We start from the raw sequence: 17,333 nt of genomic DNA, 5'->3' as shown, positions 1-17,333 counted from the left end.
AACTTTCGTTTCGGGGTTTTTTGTTTTAGGTTAGCGCAAATGAAAGCAAAGTAGCCGTTTTTAAAAAGATTGAGGTCACATTATATTGTTTGATAAACGAATCACCAATACATTGAAATAAGGTCGTATTTTTGTCGTCTTTAATAAGGATATGAATTTAATCATAGATGTTGGGAATACGCAAAACAAATTTGCTGTTTTTGAAAACAGAGTTTTGTTGCATCGGGAAACTTCGGTTACAGAAGATTTTCAGGTAACTATTGGTTCTCTAGTTTTATCCTATAAAAATTTAAAAAACTGTATTCTTTCTAGTAGCGGTAGATTGGCTGATAAGGATTATCGCTTTTTAAAAAAGAAATTCAATATCCACATACTTACACACGACAGTAAAATTCCGTTTAAAAATTTATATAAGACGCCCACTACCTTGGGAGTAGATAGGATAGCTTTGATAGCAGCAGCTGCAATAAAGTATCCTAAAAAAAACGTACTTGTAATTGATACGGGTAGCGCGATTACATTCGATTTTCTAAGCATGAATAATGAATATCTAGGAGGAGCGATTTCTCCGGGTATTTTGATGCGTTACAAGGCGTTGAATGCATATACCGTAAGTTTGCCTTTATTGAAGAGAAAACTACCAAAAACCATTGTTGGAAATACCACAAAAAAAGCAATACATAGTGGTGTGGTTCAAGGAGTTTTATTCGAAATTGAAGGCGCAATACAGGCATATAAAAATAAATATGGTGCTTTAATAATTATTTTAACCGGAGGAGACGCTCATTTTTTGCGAGATAGTATAAAAAATGACATCTTTGCGGATTCAATTTTTCAGTTGGAGGGCTTAAATAATATTTTAGAAAATAATAAAGATTGATGTTGAAGCGAATTATTTTAGGGCTTATTGTCCTTATTACTTGCAGCAGTGCTGCTATTGCCCAGGAAGGAACAACCTCCCCGTATTCATTTTATGGTATTGGCGCACTCAAATTTAAAGGAACTGCTGAGAACAGAGCCATGGGTGGAATCAATGTTTTTTCAGATAGCATCCACTTAAATCTTCAAAACCCTGCCGGATTAGCAGACTTGGAATATATAACCTACACCTTGGGAGGAAGCCACAAATCTGTGACTCAAAAAACGGCTACTGACGAGCAACAACAATCAACTACTTCTTTGGATTACGTAGCTGTGGGAATCCCTATGGGTAAATTGGTTACAAGTTTTGGGTTGATTCCATATACATCTGTTGGGTATGATGTTCAAAATTTAAATGACGGTGTAACTACTCGTTATAGCGGAGAGGGTGGTCTTAATAAGGCGTTTTTGACATTTGCCTATAAAATAACGCCCGAGTTTAGTTTTGGAATTGACACGAATTTTAATTTCGGAAATATAGAAAATACAGCATTTAGCCAACAAGAAGATCTCGAGTTGGGGTCTATTGAAACAAATCGTTCAGATCTTTTAGGATTTAGTTTTAACCTAGGAGCGCGTTATAGAACAATGATTACAGATCAACTGCAGTTAACAACTACTATTACCTACACGCCAGAAACTAATTTTAGTTCTGACAATACGAGACAAAGAGCCACCGTTTTTGTGTTACCATCTGGTCTTCAAATAGAACGAGAGTCTGTTGAAGTTGATGTAGCGAATTCAGACTTCGTCTTTCCTTCACAGTTTACAATTGGTGCTGGAATTGGAAAGCCTAAAAATTGGTTTGTAGGGTTGGAATTTGACAATCAAAAAACCAGTAATTTCACAAACAGAACCTTTGAACTTGAAAACGTAGTATTTCAAGATGCTTCAAAATATAGAATTGGAGGTTTTTTTATTCCTAATTATAATTCTCTTTCAAGCTACTATAAAAGAGTTGTTTATAGAGCTGGAGTTCGTTTTGAAGAGACTGGAATAAACCTTAATGGTGAAAGTATAAATGAGTTTGGCATATCTTTTGGAGTTGGTTTGCCCGTAGGCAGATTATTCTCAAATGCTAACCTTGGTGTTGAAATAGGAAGACGTGGTACTACAAACAGTGGCTTAATTCAAGAAAACTTCTTTAATATATTTTTAAGTTTGTCATTAAACGACAAATGGTTCGATAAACGATATTTAGATTAATCTAGTAAAATACCATCACAATGAAAAGAATAGCACTTTTAATAATAGCACTTGTTGCACTCACAATTAGCAACACAGCTTTTGCCCAAGACACACAAGGGTGCGCCGCAACTGTATCCTTATTTACAGCACCGGCCAAAGCAAAAAATTACCAACAAGCCTATACATATTACGACAAAGTAGTCAAAGAATGCCCCCAATCTTCTTATGCAGTGTATCAATATGCTGAAAGAATGTTTAAAGATTTTATAGGTAAAGGTGATGTGTCAAAATTTACCGAGTTGGAGCAAATGTATAAAATGAGTGCGCAATACTATCCAACTCGAGTAAAAGAAGGAGATGTATTGAGCGATCTTGCACAAGTAAAATACAATAACAAAATCGGTACGATGCAAGATCAGTTTAATGCGTTTGATACCGCATTTAAAAGAGATGCTGAAAACTTTACGAGCCCTAAAGGTTTATATACGTATTTTTCTTTGGCAAAAGATTTATACAGCGATGGTAAAAAAGACTTACAAGATGTTTTTGATTTATATGATGTTGTAAAAAATAAAATGGAGCAAGAAGAAGGGAAACTAGCTCAAAAATTGACGGCACTTATTGAAAGAGAAGAAAATGGAGATACGTTAAGCTCGAAGGACAAAAAGCGATTAAAAGCCTATGAGAAAAACTTAGGGATTTTCGGGAAAGTAAAAGGGAGTGTGGATAGCAAATTAGGAAACGTTGCCGATTGTCCAAACTTGGTTCCGTTATATAATAAAGATTTTGAGGAAAAGAAAGACGATATAAAGTGGATTCGTAATGCTGCTGGAAGACTCTCAGGTAAAGATTGTACAGACGATCCATTGTTTATAAAGCTAGTAGAGCAATTAGATAGATTAGAGCCATCGGCGAATACAAAAATGTACCTGGGACAGTTAGAGTCCCAAAAAGGAAACAGTGAAAAAGCATTAGCGTATTTTGAGGAGTCAGCGGGAATGCAAACAGATCCCAATAGTCAAGCAAGAATTTACTATAAGATTGCAGAAGAAAAACGCAAGTCTGGAAGCTATGGTCCGGCTAGATCATATTATAACAAAATGCTTAAAGTAAAGCCTAACGCAGGAATTGCTTATTTAAAAATCGCACAAATGATTGCTAAAAGCTCAAATAGTTGTGGGGGTACTGTTTTTGAAAAGAGAGCAGTAAACTGGAAAGCAGCAGAGTACGCAGACAGAGCAGCAAGAGTAGATCCATCTATTGCAGATAATGCACGATCAGCAGCAACTAGCTATAGAGCAAGAGCGCCGCAAAAAGCAGATATTTTCTCAGCAGGAATGGCTGGAAAAACAGTGTCTTTAAAGTGCTGGGTAGGTGGTAGCATACGAGTGCCTAATTTATAAAAATGAATACAATACCATATAGTTTAAAAAGCGTGATGCTGCTCCTTTGGAGCATCACGCTTTTTGCGTGTGGAGATAATTATAAAAACAAACAACAACTGTCTTTAAAGGACGACCAGCCTTTCTCTAGAGGGAAGGAAATTAATTTAAAGTATACAGACAGCGGTAAAGTAGTTACAAACTTAATAGCTGCTACCCTCATAGACTATTCAAACTACAATTTTCCGTACAGAGAATTCCCCGACGGGATAGAAGTTCGTTTTTGGGAAGATGGAGATATGAGTACTGTAACCTCAGACTATGCAATACAGTACGGAGAAACAGGGATGATAGACCTTCGTGAAAATGTGGTGCTTATCACTAGTGATAGCCTTGTTTTAAAAGCAGACCAACTATATTGGGATCAAAAAAACCAATGGGTGTTTACAGACCAACCGTACCAAATTAAATTTAAAGACGGTTCTTATAATGACGGCGCACGTTTTGATTCTAGTCAAGATTTTACCGTATTTTTGTCACGTAAAAACTCAGGAGTTCAACTCGTAGATCAAGAAAAAAAGATTGAAGAAGATGAGAAGTAAAATTTATCAATTATTTGAATATGCCTATTTAGTAATGGCAGGGTTATCCATATACGCGGTTTATTCCTATTGGGGAGAAGAGCGAGGGAGAGCCTATATGTTTATATTCTTTGCCATAGTAGCGGTACTTATGTTCTTCTTTAAAAGACGCTTCCGTAAAATGGTCGAGAAGCGGTATACAGATGACGGGAAGAAATAACGAAAGTATTTAAGAAACTACGCCCCGAATATAGTTATACTGAAAACGAATTCCTTGTATATTTGCAGCCTACTACAAAATACTAACCCAAGGATTATGTAGTTACACATTTTGGAATACCACCTTATCATTATTGCAGTATCGCTATTGCTTTCAGCCTTTTTTTCTGGGATGGAAATCGCTTATGTGTCTTCTAATAAGATCCACATTGAGATTGAGAAAAAACAAAATAATTTTTTAGCAGGCCTTCTCAAAAAGTTAACAAAAAGACCTTCAAAGTTTATAGCCACAATGCTGGTGGGGAACAACATCGCTCTTGTGGTGTATGGGTTTTTTATGGGAGAGTTGTTAATGCAATACATTTACTTAGACGGAGCAACAGGATTGCTAATGCAAACCATAGTTTCTACACTTGTTATTTTAATGACTGCGGAATTTCTCCCCAAAGTTTTTTTTCAGATTTATGCGAATGATTTGGTCAAAATTTTTGCTTTGCCCGCTTACTTTTTCTATATAATATTTACATTTATTTCAGAATTTATTATTTGGATTTCAGATTTAGTACTGAAATATATTTTTAAAACCGAAGGAGATACCGTGCAGTTAAGTTTCAGTAAATTGGAACTAGGAAATTATATTAGCGAGCAAATGGAAACGGTGGAAACCGAGGATGAGGTGGATACTGAAATTCAGATTTTTCAAAACGCATTGGATTTTTCTGAAATAAAATCACGCGAGTGTATGATTCCTCGTACCGAAGTAATTGCGGTGGATATTTCTACAACTCCTAAAGAACTCAACAAGATTTTTACAGATACGGGACTTTCTAAAATTTTGGTGTACAAACAAAATATCGACGATATCGTGGGCTATGTTCATTCTTTTGAACTTTTTAAAAAACCTGAAACGCTCGAAAAAATTTTAATGCAAGTAGTATTTGTTCCTGAAACAATGTTGGCAAAAGATGTGCTCAATATTTTGAGTAAAAAATACAAAAGTATTGCAGTGGTCGTAGATGAATATGGTGGAACGAGCGGAATAATAACCGTAGAAGATATTATTGAAGAACTCTTTGGCGAAATAGAAGACGAGCACGACAGTATGGCCCTAACCGAAGAAGAATTGGGGGAAAATCACTATAAGTTTTCAGCCCGCCACGAAGTAGATTATCTTAATGAACTGTTCAAGCTAGACCTTCCAGAAAGCGAAAACTACGAAACCTTAGGTGGAATGATTGTAAATTTTACCGCAGGAATTCCGGAAAGTGGTGAAGTGGTCACTATAGCAGCTTATGATTTTCATATTCTGGAGGTCTCTAATACTAAGATAGAATTGGTTGAAATGCGTCCCGCTCGGGTTGAGTCTTAGTCTTTTTTTGTAGTGCTAATTTTGCCTTGTTCAGAATTTGATATTTTTATATAATCTTCAAATGCTATCCTATTATATTCACTTATTAACTTCCCCGCTTTGAAGGGGGTTAGGGGTATGTTCGATAGTAAAATGAAACAGAACGTGCTTTAACTTTAAAATACCGAGGGAAAACACATTTTTTGTTACATTCTGCTTTTATAAATGCACTAAAAATGGTATTTTCGCCACCTCAATTTGTGAAACCGCACTCGATGCGAGTGGATTAAAGAAAATTTAAAAATGGCAATATTAAACAGTATTAGAAAAAGAGGGGTTTTCCTTGTTGTTATTATAGCACTTGCGTTATTCTCGTTTATCATTTCAGATGTAATACGAAATGGAGGTTTTAGTTCAGAAAAATCACTCACAACAGTAGCAACTGTTAATGGCGAAAGCTTGACTAGAGATGATTTTATGAAAAAGGTAGAGACCACACAACGCAATTTAGGGCCTAACGGTACTACTGCTCAAGCGGTGCAAAGAGTTTGGGATAGTGAGTTGCGTGCGGTGCTGCAAAAACAACAATACGAAGCATTGGGTTTAACAGCTCAAAGAGAGGCTATAGATGAGTCATTGCGTTTAGGATTGGAAACAAATTCTACGTTTCAAGACACCGATGGTAATTATAGCGAAGGGCGTGTACAAGAATACATTGCAGACGTAAAAAGAAATAATCAAACTGCGTATCTACAATGGTTAGATTATGAAGAAGGGCTGAAAAATAGCGCACTTCAAAACTCGTATTATAATATGGTAAAAGCAGGTATGCGAAGTACGTTAAATGAAGGGGAGCAGCAATACCGTTTTGAGAATGACAAGATTAATGCAGAATATGTATTCATACCGTACACTAAAATTCCAGATGCTGATATAACAATAACAGATTCTGAAATTGAAGCCTACATGCGAAGCAATCAAGCAGCGTATGAAGTAGAGCCTCAAGTTGATATCCAATATGTTTCTTTTTCTGAAACTCCATCTGATGATGATATCAAGGCTGCTGAAGCTCAAATTGCTGGGTTTTTGAATGACCGTGAAGTATACAACTCAAATATAAAAGCAAGAGAAACAGTAAAAGGGTTGAGAAATACAACAAACTATGCTGAATTTGTGAACGCAAACAGCGACGCGTCTTTTCAAGATAGATATTTCTTTAAATCTCAATTGCCCGCTTCTATAGCCGATACGATTTTCAAAATAAATATTGGAGATATTTATGGTCCTTATAAAATCGATGCTACCAATAATATTACCAAGGTTATCGCCGAAAAAACAATGCCAGATTCAGTGCAATCTAAGCACATCTTAATTCGCTTTGCAGGTTCTATGAGAGCTTCAGATGCAATTACAAGATCAAAGGAAGATGCTAAAAAGCTAGCAGATAGTTTGAACAGTGCCATCAAGAAAAGCCCAGCTAAGTTTGAAGAACTAGCTAAAACCTTTTCAGATGATAAATCAAACAGCGATAAAGGTGGTGATTTAGGGTTTTCTACTCCAGGAATGATGGTACCAGCATTCAACGATTTTATTTTTGAAAATAGTATAGCTTCAAGGGAAGTAGTTGAAACAGAATTTGGTTTTCACATCGTTGAAGTATTGGATAGAAGGAATGTACAAAGAGCAATTAAAGTAGCTACCATTATAAAAGAAGTAGAGGCTTCAGAAAAAACCCTAAATGATACTTTTGCAAATGCATCAAAATTTGAAGTTGCTGCACAAGAAGGAGATTTTACTGAAATAGCGAATGCTCAGGAAATCGCGTTAAAGCCTGTAAATAAAATTGGTGTTTTGGACGCAAATATCCCAGGGGTTGGAAATAACCGCACAATTGTTAATTGGGCATTTAATGAAGAGACTTCCGTTGGAGACGTAAAAAGATTTAGTGTACCAGATGGATATGTTATCGCACAGCTTACTCGTAAAAGCCCAAAAGGATTATTGAGTATTGCAGAAGCCTCGGCAACGGTTACTCCTAAATTGCGCAACAAGAAAAAAGCAGAAAAAATTCAAACGTCAATTTCTGCAACAGACTTACAGGCGGTTGCAACCAGTCAAAGTGTAACGGTGCAAACTGCTACAGCATTAACAATGGCTGCTCCAACACTTGCTGGTGCTGGTGCTGAGCCTGCAGTTGTAGGTGCTGCTTTTGGTAAAAAAGCAGGAGAATCAACAAGGTTAATAGCTGGTGAAAAAGGGGTGTTTATGGTAAAAGTTCTTGCTGTTAATCCAGCTCCAAGCTTAGATAACTATGCTAGCTATTCCAATCAACTAAACAGTGCGGCTACGCCAGCGGTAAATACTAAAGTATACCAAGCGTTAAAAAAGGGAGCTGATATAGAAGATAACAGGGCTAGTTTCTTTTAAGAGTTCAAATTATATACAATTAAAAGCCTCCTCTTGGGAGGCTTTTTTTTTGAATAACCGCAGGGACATAACGTTTTTATAAGAGTTTAAAGAGATGTAAACTGACCCAAAATCCCTTTGTGTTCTTTGTAAAAAAACTCATTGACCTCTAAGGTGATTTTAAAGAGTGTTTCTTTTAAAAATACTTCGGCAGGTTAAGAATAACAGAGATGCAATTGGTCATTAAGTAAGATTTGTTTTTACAAAATCATTTCAGAATAAGGAACCATAGTTGTATACCCTTTTTTCTTAAAATAGTCCATTTCTTTGTAGCTCCCTGTTACCAGAATAAAATCTCCACCCCAAGCACCTAGACTTTTTATGGTGTTTGGAAAATCAGGAAATAATTGTTGCTTTATTGTAGGAATCGAAAGTATTTTAGAGATGGCTCGCTCGTGTGCATTTAACAATGCTTCAAAGTCTTTTAAAGAATAACAAAGCAGTAACTTTTTACTATAATCTGAAATCGTCTCCAATATTTTTTCTGAAACAGAAGCTTCTCGATATTTATTAATACCATCTCTGCTGTTTTGTTTTTTGTTGAGGTGAACAAAAAATAGCGCGTCTTTAAAATCCCAGTCTAAGTGTACAGGCCTGGTTTTGGGAATATGATTTTTTACCGAATATAAAATAGGACTTTGGTGCTTTGCTACCGCCACGTCATAACCGCTACCTCCAAAACTCAGTGTTAATAATTTGTATGCATCTACGCTTGCCCATTGTGCTATATTGTTTAATAAGGTAGAAGAAGAGCCCAAACCCCAATCTCTGGGAAATTCTAAATGGGTGTTTACTTCGAGTCCTTGCGAATGCTTTAAAAATCCGGGATTTAAATCCTGGGCTGTTTGTAAAATCTTTGAAAGTGTTGTAGCAGTTTCAGAAGTATCTGTACTTGTAAAATCTTCAATTTTAAAAATTGCTGAAAACCATTTTTTATTATCACTATCAAAACTATTCCAGGATATTGTTTCAGTTTCAGTTTTAGTTATCATTAAGGACTGTCCCATTTTTGTTGGAATCGCAAGTGCTAAGGCGCCATCAAGAACTACATATTCACCCGTGAGCAATAGTTTTCCGTAGCTGAAGAATGTTTGTTTTAAAGGGGAGTTCATTTACTTACTTCTTTAAAGATGAAATAAAGTCTGAAACCGCGGTTTGAGAAATGGTCGTTTCCTTAAAATGTTGAACTGCTTTTTTCTTTTCGGTTTCCGATGCTTGTAAGCCGTTAAGAATATTCATTAAGTGCATTTTCATATGTCCTTTTTGAATGCCTGTGGTCACAAGAGAGCGCAAAGCAGCAAAGTTTTGTGCTAAACCTGCGACCGCGACAATCTTCATAAGTTCTTTAGCGCTTGGATTTTTTAAAAGTTGTAGGTTGAATTTTACCATAGGATGCAATGACGTGAGGCCCCCTACAGTGCCTAGTGCCAAAGGAATTTCTATCCAAAATTTAAAAATATCATTTTCAAGACTAGCGTGTGTTAGGCTAGAATAGGTTCCGTCTTTAGAAGCATAGGCGTGGACTCCAGCTTCCACAGCACGGAAGTCGTTTCCTGTGGCTACAACAACGGCATCTATGCCGTTCATAATTCCTTTGTTATGGGTAACTGCTCTGCTGGGAGATGCTTTTGCAATGGCTACCGCACGAAGCATTTTTTCGGCAAATTCAGTTCCGTTGATGTCATTTTGTTCTAAATCATTTACATGGCAGCTCACTTCTGCCCTCACTAAGCAATTAGGGACATAATTAGAGAGAATACTCATCACAACTTTCGGAAACTGTTGGGCGTCTTTAAAAGCTTTAAATTTTTGAGCTTCGGCTTCAAATGTTGTCGCGATTGCTTCGAGGCAACTGTTTATGAAATTGGCGCCCATAGCGTCTAAAGTTTCAAAAGTGCAACGCAATTGGTAATATCCAGAAAGCGTTTCAGTTACATTCCTAAGTTGAATGTTCAGCAAACCGCCGCCTCGTTTCTCCATGTTTTTTTGAATGTCTGCGATACTTTCAAATAAGAGTGGTTTTATTTCCGTAAAAAATAATTCAAGATTTTTTTTATTTCCGTAATAATCAAGATGGATCTGTCCGTTTTTTTCAGTTGACAATACCGTTGCTTTAAAACCTCCTTTTTGGATCCAAAATTTTGCAGCATTGCTCGCAGCAGCAACCACAGAGCTTTCTTCAATGACCATAGGTATGGTGTAAAGCGTGTCGTTGATTAAGAAATTGGGAGCGACACCCAGTGGTAAATAATAATTAGAAAGGGTGTTTTCTATGAAATCATCATGAAGCTTCTGTAAAGAAGGGTCATCGTTCCAGTATGCCTTTAGTATCGAAGTGGCTTCGGGATTATGATTAAAATAGTGGTTCGCTATCCAATCAATTTTTTGAGTCTTTGTCAGTTTTGAAAATCCGAATATTGGGTTTTTCATTGTGAATGGTTCTTTAGCTGCAAAGATACTATAATTAGAGAGGATGCAAGATTGTAAAAGCAGCATTCTAAAAACAACTCGTAAATTAGTACATAGGTATTCTTATGGCTATTATAGTACCGATTTGTCAACTAAAACCATCTTTTTTTGATTAAATTTCATTAAACTTGTGTCACTAAAAAAAAGAACAATTTGAAGTATACAATCCTCACTCGCACGCTCGTGCTGTTTCTGCTAGTTAGCATCACTGCCTTAGCACAGAAAAAAGACATTACTTTAGAAGAAATATGGAATGGTTCTTTTAGAACAGAAGGGATAACCGCCTTAAAATCTTTAAATAATGGAACCCAGTATGCTGCCCTAAATTATGATAGAACGCTAGCTGCGTCTACCATAGATGTGTATGATTATGCTAGCGGAAATAAAGAAAAAACATTGGTTTCATCAAAAGATTTAGAAGGTGTTGATTACATTATTTCCTATGAGTTAAGTGATGATGAATCAAAAGTGTTAATTGCTACGAAGCTAGAGCAAGTGTACCGCAGGTCTTCCTTGGGAACCTATTTTGTTTATGATATAGCTTTAAAACAACTTACACAAGTTTCAGAAAATCGCATTCAAGAACCTACCTTAAATCTTCAAGGTACTAGAGTTGCCTACGGGTACAACAATAATTTATATCTGAAGAATTTGGTTTCTGGAGTTACAAAGCAAATCACCAATGACGGTCTAAAGAATAGTATTATTAATGGGATTACAGATTGGGTATATGAAGAGGAATTTGCATTTGTACGCGCTTTTGATTGGAATGCTACGGGAGATAAAATTGCCTATATTAAATTTGATGAAAGTGAAGTACCAAGATTTTCGATGGATGTTTATGGTACAAATTTGTACCCCTCACAACAGGTTTTTAAATATCCAAAAGCGGGAGATCCTAATGCGAAGGTTTCGTTGCATTTATACGATGTAAATTCTGCAGAAACCGTTGATGTTGATGTTTCACGCTATAACAGTTATTATATTCCAAGAATTCTATGGACAAAAGATCCAGCTGTTCTGAGTGTACAATGCACTAACCGCAAGCAAAATGTTGTAGACTTAATTTTTGTTGATGCGGCTAAAAACACCACGTCATTAGTGCGACAAGAAAAAGACGCTGCTTATGTAGATATTACAGACAATCTTACTTTTTTCGCGGACACTAGTTTTATATGGACCAGTGAGATGGATGGATGGAATCATATTTATCACTTTGATAAAAATGGCAGAAAACTACACCAGATTACAACCGGAAACTGGGAAGTTACAAACTATTATGGCTATGATGAGAAAACAAATAAAGTGTTTTATCAAAGTACAGAGAATGGTAGTATAAACAGAGGTGTTTATAGCACAGGAATTAACGGCAAGAATAAACAAGGACTCTCCATAGAGGAAGGTTCAAACAGCGCTAACTTTAGTGCAGACTTTAGCTATTACATTGGTACTTTTAATGATACCGAAACTCCATTTGTATTTACTTTAAATGATTCAAAAACAGGGAATGTTCTGCGAGAAATTAAAAATAACAATGTGCTAAAACAAAAGGTAGCTGATTATAAGGTTTCTCCTAAAGAGTTTTCAACTATTAATGTAAACGGTGAGGATTTAAATATGTATTTAATCAAACCGCTCAATTTTGATTCGGCTAAAAAATACCCGCTTTTTATGTATCAGTATTCTGGACCGGGTTCTCAAAATGTTGCTAATCGTTGGGGTGGTTCAAACGATTATTGGCACCAAATGCTGGCACAACAGGGTTATGTGATTGCTTGTGTTGATGGCAGAGGCACTGGGTTAAAAGGAAGAGACTTTAAGAAAGTAACGCAAAACGAATTGGGTAAATATGAAGTAGAAGACCAGATTGCAGCGGCTAAAGCATTGGGGGGAAGGCCATATATTGATGCCAACCGTATTGGAATATGGGGATGGAGTTATGGTGGCTTTATGGCGGCTAATTGTTTGTTTCAAGGAGCAGATACTTTTGAAATGTCCATTGCCGTAGCGCCTGTAACCAGCTGGAGGTTTTACGATACTATTTATACAGAGCGTTATATGACCACTCCTCAAGAAAATGCAGGTGGTTATGATAACAATTCTCCTATATATCACGTGGATAAACTAGAAGGAGATTTTTTATTGGTACACGGGAGTGCAGATGATAATGTACACGTGCAAAATACAACACGTCTTGTGGAAGCATTGGTTCAAGCAAATAAGCAATTTGATTGGGCGATTTACCCAGACAAAAACCACGGAATTTATGGAGGTAACACACGCCTGCATCTATATACTAAAATGACAAATTTTATTAAAGAGAATTTATAATTACTAACCAAAACAAATAATTATGTCAACAGCAGTACAACCTAAACAAAAAGAGTTATTTGGTCATCCAGTAGGACTTTACGTTCTATTTTTTACAGAAATGTGGGAACGGTTTTCCTACTATGGAATGCGCGCAATTTTAGTGCTTTATTTAGTAGCAGCCACATCTGGTGATAATGTGGGGTTAGGTTGGAGTAATGGGGAAGCCCTGGCTCTCTATGGTTGGTATACAATGCTAGTATATGTAGCTTCTATTCCTGGCGGTTGGCTTGCAGATAAATTTTTTGGACAGAAAAGGGCTGTGTTGTACGGTGGGGTTTTACTAGTTGCTGGACATAGTATCTTGGCAGTAGAACAAATGTGGGCCTTTTATACCGGTCTTGGGCTTATTATTGGAGGTGTTGGTTTATTGAAACCGAATATTTCAACAATGGTTGGTGGTCTCTACAAACAAGGAGATATAAGAAGGGATAAAGGATTTACAATATTTTATATAGGTATCAACGTAGGAGCATTTTTAGCCGCTTTAATAGTTGGTTATGTTGGAGAGGTTCACGGTTGGCATTATGGATTCGGTTTAGCTGGCATAGGAATGGCATTGGGTCTCGTACAATATCTTGCAGGACAAAAACATTTAAAAAACGTTGGAAACTTCTTAGGAGCTTCAGAAAATGAAGAAGAAAAAGCGGCAATGAAAAAACCTTTAACTAAAATAGAGAAAGATCGAGTTGTTGTTTTGTTTATTTCTTTCTTATTAGTAATCGTTTTTTGGGGTGCTTTTGAACAGGCTGGGGGATTGATGAATATCTATGCTTCCGAAAAAACAAATCGAATGTTAATGGGTTGGGAAGTTCCTGCCTCTTGGTTCCAATCGTTAAATGCAATGTTTATTATTTTCTTAGGGACTAGTGTTGCAGCATATTGGGCAGCTAGAAAATTAAAAGGGAAGGTGTCTACTTCATTATTTAAAATGATAATTGGACTTATAATAATGGGTACTGGTTTCTTTTTTATGACCGCTGCTGCTGGTCAATATGAAACAAACGGGTCTTCTGCAATGTACTGGTTGGTTTTAGCATATTTATTCCATACGGTCGGTGAACTTTGCATTTCTCCAGTTGCCTTATCTTATATTACAAAATTGGCCCCTCTAAAATACGCCTCTCTAATGATGGGTGTTTATTTTGCAATGACTGGCTTTGGAAATAAATTAGCTGGATTGTTAGGAGAAGCTTCAGAATCACTAGGGGAATTTACAATTTTCACGGGTATTGCTGTGTTCTGTGTTATTTTTGGATTGTTGGTAATGGTATTCCGTAAAAAATTAGAAAAACTAACACATGGGGCAGAAGATAATGAAAGAGTAATGCATGACGAAGCTGAAGGTTTTGAATTAGCAGACAATTAAAAAATTTATCTAATATTTTTCTATAAAGTTTTTCTGTTTTTACCATTCACTTAAAATCAATTATATGAGTACAGATATTGAAAATTTATTTAAAGACAAAGTTATAGGCCACCCAGCTGGTTTATTTGTTTTATTCTTTACAGAAATGTGGGAACGATTCTCTTATTACGGAATGCGTGCTTTATTGGTTATGTTTTTTACTGCATCATTAATGGATGGTGGTTGGGGGTGGCCTAGAGAACATGCGTTTGCAATTTTTGGGACCTATACCTCTTTAGTTTATTTATCCACGTTATTGGGTGGTTATATGGCAGATAAAAAAATTGGATACAGATGGGCAGTAGTCATCGGGGCTTTGCTTATGACCTTAGGCCACGGTGCTATGGCGGTCGAAACTCCTTTTTTCATTTATACGGGGTTAACATTACTTGTTTTTGGAAGTGGTTTCTTTAAGCCAAATATGACTTCAATTATATCAGAAATGTACGCAGATAAACCTGAGAAAAAGGATGGAGCTTATACTATTTTTTATATGGGTGTTAATGCTGGAGCGTTTCTAGGGATTTTGCTTTGTGGATATCTAGGGGAAACAATAGGCTGGAGCTGGGGATTTGGGATAGCAGGAATTTTTATGTTGTTTGGTTTATTGCAGTTTTGGTTTGCAAAAGAAATCTTTGGCGATATAGGAACAAAACCTTCTAAAGAAATTGATGAAACAATAGATGTTTCTTTAGATGAGAATAAGTTAAACCCTTTTACTCCATTTCAGTTAGTCTTGATTGCGGTTTCTTCTGTATTAGGTCTAGCTTGGATTTTGAATGATCCTGTGGCAAAAATCAGTAATGGTGAATACAATCTTTTTGATTTTGAAGCTTTTGGAATATCTGGTCCAAATGTAATTATAATTTTTGCCTTGATATTATTTATATTATTGTTGATTGTAAGGATTCCAAAATACACACGTATCGTTAGAGATCGAATGATAGCGGTTGTGTTTTTTGCGTTTATAACAATTTTCTTTTGGGCAATTTTTGAACAAGCTCCCAGTTCTTTGACCATTTTTGCTCGAGATTATACGCAAAGAGTTTTAGAAGGTGATACAGCTTTGATTTTTAAAGTTGTTAATTCATTAATGACCCTAATTCCTCTTGGTATTATAACTTGGGTGTTATGGTTGTTGTTTAAGAAAACATTTGCTAAGTATGCGCTGTCAAATATATTTTTGGCATTAAGTTTTGTAATTATATGGATAATAGCTATTTGGATGTTGTTTACTGAATTTCAAAAGGATATTGCTGAGGTTCCGGCCTCTTGGTTTGGAGTTTTAAATTCATTATTCATTATAGCAATGGCGCCTCTTTTTTCTAAATGGTGGGAGAGTAAATATAACCCAAATGCGAATATGAAATATGCTATCGGTATGATTCTTTTAGGGATTGGTATGGCGTGTGTTGCAATAGGAGCATCTGATATTCCTGCCGGTGCAGAGACAGCAGCGGTAAGTATGATATGGTTGATTTTAGTATACTTTTTCCATACAATGGGGGAGCTTTGTATTTCACCCGTAGCATTGTCTTATGTAAGTAAATTAGTTCCAGGACGAATGATTGCAATGATGTTCGGAGTATGGTATTTAGCGGTAGCAATAGGTATGAAACTGGCTGGTGTATTTGGGGAAGCTTCAGAAGGTATTGCGCAAACTGAAGGACTGAGTTATTTTTTCTGGATACTTACAGCAGTCGCAGTAGGATTGGGAGTCTTATCGGCACTTCTATATCCAGTTATCAAGAAACTTATGCACGGAGTTAGATAAATTCATCACAATTTTAATAACAAAAAAACGTTCCATATTTTTGGAACGTTTTTTGTTTCAGTATTGTAATAATTCAATAATATATAATTATGAAACATATAGTACTCTTAGTATTGCTAGTGGCTTCTACTATTTCATTACTGGCGCAAGGTAAAATTAATTGGATGCCTATGAACGACGCACTGACTGCACAGGTGAAAAATCCAAAACCTATATTCATTGATATGTATACCAATTGGTGTGGTCCATGCAAAATGCTGGATAGGAATACATTTAGCAATGAAGATTTTGCAGCTTATGTTAATGAACACTATTATGCGGTAAAGTTTAATGCTGAAGGCGATGAGCCTGTGGCTTATTTAGAAAATTCATTTAGCAACCCAAAGTATGATCCTGCAAAAGCAATGCGAAGAAATTCACAACATCAATTTGCCACACACCTAGGGATTCGAGCCTATCCCACTGTTGTTTTTTTAAATAAAAAGGGGGAATTACTAACTGCAGTAAAGAGTTATCGTACGCCACAACAATTGGAACTCTATTTAAAGTTATTTGCCACAGAAGCGCATCTTAATTTAAAAACACAAGAAGCGTTTAATGCGTATTCCGAAAATTTTAAGCCAGCTTTTAAAGGGTAAAAGACTGTTCAATCATAATTATAGTATGCAAAAAATTATTTTAATAATAGGGGTCGCTTTGATAAGTTATGGAGCGACTGCACAAAAAGGCATTAATTGGATGTCTATGGATAAAGCATTAGCTGCTCAAAAGTTAAATTCTAAGAAAATTTTTATGGATGTATACACCAATTGGTGTGGCGCTTGCAAACAGATGGATAAAAAAACATTCAGTAATAAGAAAGTCATCAGGTATATTAATAAAAACTTCTATCCAGTAAAGTTTAATGCGGAAGGAACCGAATCTGTTACCTATAAAGATTTCACCTATACAAATCCAAATTACCGAGAAGGTTTTACTAAAAACACTACACACTTTTTTGCTGATGCACTCAAATTACAAGGCTATCCCAGTATAGTCTTCTTTGAAGAAGACGGTAATATAATACAAGCAGTTCCTGGATATAAAACACCAAAAGAACTAGAATTATATTTAAAAATGGTGGCTACTAATGACTATAAAAAAGTCAACACCGCTTCAAGTTGGAAAAAATATCAAGAAAATTTTAAAAGTACATTTTGACATAAAG

Annotated in this window: 14 protein-coding genes; 12 read left to right on the top strand and 2 right to left on the bottom strand. The window is 36.0% G+C overall.

The genetic code is table 11. The features are described from left to right. The first annotated feature begins 151 nt into the window (after positions 1 to 151). From ABXT67_RS03305 to ABXT67_RS03275, 7 genes are all read left to right on the top strand, one after another. Positions 152 to 880 carry a type III pantothenate kinase gene (locus tag ABXT67_RS03305; RefSeq protein ID WP_415375864.1) on the top strand — a complete coding sequence of 243 codons (729 nt, stop codon included), beginning with the start codon at positions 152 to 154 and terminating at the stop codon, positions 878 to 880. Next, positions 880 to 2,127 (top strand): hypothetical protein, encoded by a 1,248-nt coding sequence (locus ABXT67_RS03300; RefSeq protein ID WP_415375863.1) that lies wholly within the window; start codon positions 880 to 882, stop codon positions 2,125 to 2,127. The genes ABXT67_RS03305 and ABXT67_RS03300 overlap by 1 nt, the downstream gene beginning before the upstream one ends. A 20-nt stretch (positions 2,128 to 2,147) precedes the next feature. Then, a complete protein-coding gene (locus ABXT67_RS03295) occupies positions 2,148 to 3,512 on the top strand; it encodes a tetratricopeptide repeat protein (RefSeq protein ID WP_415375862.1) in 1,365 nt (454 codons plus the stop codon). 2 nt (positions 3,513 to 3,514) lie between these two features. Then, positions 3,515 to 4,093, top strand: coding sequence for an LPS export ABC transporter periplasmic protein LptC (lptC, locus tag ABXT67_RS03290; protein ID WP_415375861.1), 579 nt, complete (start codon positions 3,515 to 3,517; stop codon positions 4,091 to 4,093). Then, on the top strand, positions 4,083 to 4,292 hold the full coding sequence (locus tag ABXT67_RS03285) for a hypothetical protein (protein WP_415375860.1): 210 nt from the start codon (positions 4,083 to 4,085) through the stop codon (positions 4,290 to 4,292). Before lptC ends, ABXT67_RS03285 begins: the two co-directional genes overlap by 11 nt. A 171-nt stretch (positions 4,293 to 4,463) precedes the next feature. Continuing rightward, the gene (locus tag ABXT67_RS03280) at positions 4,464 to 5,660 is read left to right on the top strand and encodes a hemolysin family protein (protein WP_415376914.1); all 1,197 of its coding nucleotides are present in this window, start codon (positions 4,464 to 4,466) and stop codon (positions 5,658 to 5,660) included. Between the two features lie 282 nt (positions 5,661 to 5,942). Beyond that, complete coding sequence (locus ABXT67_RS03275) at positions 5,943 to 8,066, top strand: peptidylprolyl isomerase (RefSeq protein WP_415375859.1); 2,124 nt, start codon at positions 5,943 to 5,945, stop codon at positions 8,064 to 8,066. A 239-nt stretch (positions 8,067 to 8,305) separates the two neighbouring features. Here the strand turns inward: ABXT67_RS03275 and ABXT67_RS03270 are convergent, their stop codons facing one another. Together ABXT67_RS03270 and ABXT67_RS03265 are read right to left on the bottom strand one after the other, a co-directional pair. Beyond that, complete coding sequence (locus ABXT67_RS03270) at positions 8,306 to 9,217, bottom strand: GYDIA family GHMP kinase (RefSeq protein WP_415375858.1); 912 nt, start codon at positions 9,215 to 9,217, stop codon at positions 8,306 to 8,308. 4 nt (positions 9,218 to 9,221) lie between these two features. Beyond that, a complete protein-coding gene (locus tag ABXT67_RS03265; RefSeq protein ID WP_415376912.1) occupies positions 9,222 to 10,562 on the bottom strand; it encodes a hydroxymethylglutaryl-CoA reductase, degradative in 1,341 nt (446 codons plus the stop codon). Positions 10,563 to 10,727: 165 nt separating this feature from the next. On the opposite strand from ABXT67_RS03265, the gene ABXT67_RS03260 reads away from it, so the two are divergent. From ABXT67_RS03260 to ABXT67_RS03240, 5 genes are all read left to right on the top strand, one after another. Beyond that, complete coding sequence (locus ABXT67_RS03260; protein ID WP_415375857.1) at positions 10,728 to 12,905, top strand: S9 family peptidase; 2,178 nt, start codon at positions 10,728 to 10,730, stop codon at positions 12,903 to 12,905. A gap of 22 nt (positions 12,906 to 12,927) precedes the next feature. Then, positions 12,928 to 14,313: a peptide MFS transporter gene (locus tag ABXT67_RS03255; protein ID WP_415375856.1), complete on the top strand. Its 1,386-nt coding sequence runs from the start codon at positions 12,928 to 12,930 to the stop codon at positions 14,311 to 14,313. A gap of 64 nt (positions 14,314 to 14,377) precedes the next feature. After that, complete coding sequence (locus ABXT67_RS03250) at positions 14,378 to 16,126, top strand: peptide MFS transporter (protein ID WP_415375855.1); 1,749 nt, start codon at positions 14,378 to 14,380, stop codon at positions 16,124 to 16,126. An 89-nt stretch (positions 16,127 to 16,215) separates the two neighbouring features. Continuing rightward, positions 16,216 to 16,764, top strand: coding sequence for a thioredoxin family protein (locus tag ABXT67_RS03245; RefSeq protein WP_415375854.1), 549 nt, complete (start codon positions 16,216 to 16,218; stop codon positions 16,762 to 16,764). 25 nt (positions 16,765 to 16,789) lie between these two features. Next, a complete protein-coding gene (locus tag ABXT67_RS03240; RefSeq protein WP_415375853.1) occupies positions 16,790 to 17,326 on the top strand; it encodes a thioredoxin family protein in 537 nt (178 codons plus the stop codon). Positions 17,327 to 17,333: the final 7 nt, after the last annotated feature.

The organism is Patiriisocius sp. Uisw_017, assembly GCF_047731265.1.
Lineage (GTDB): Bacteria > Bacteroidota > Bacteroidia > Flavobacteriales > Flavobacteriaceae > Patiriisocius.
This window is presented reverse-complemented; position numbering and strand designations above follow the sequence as displayed.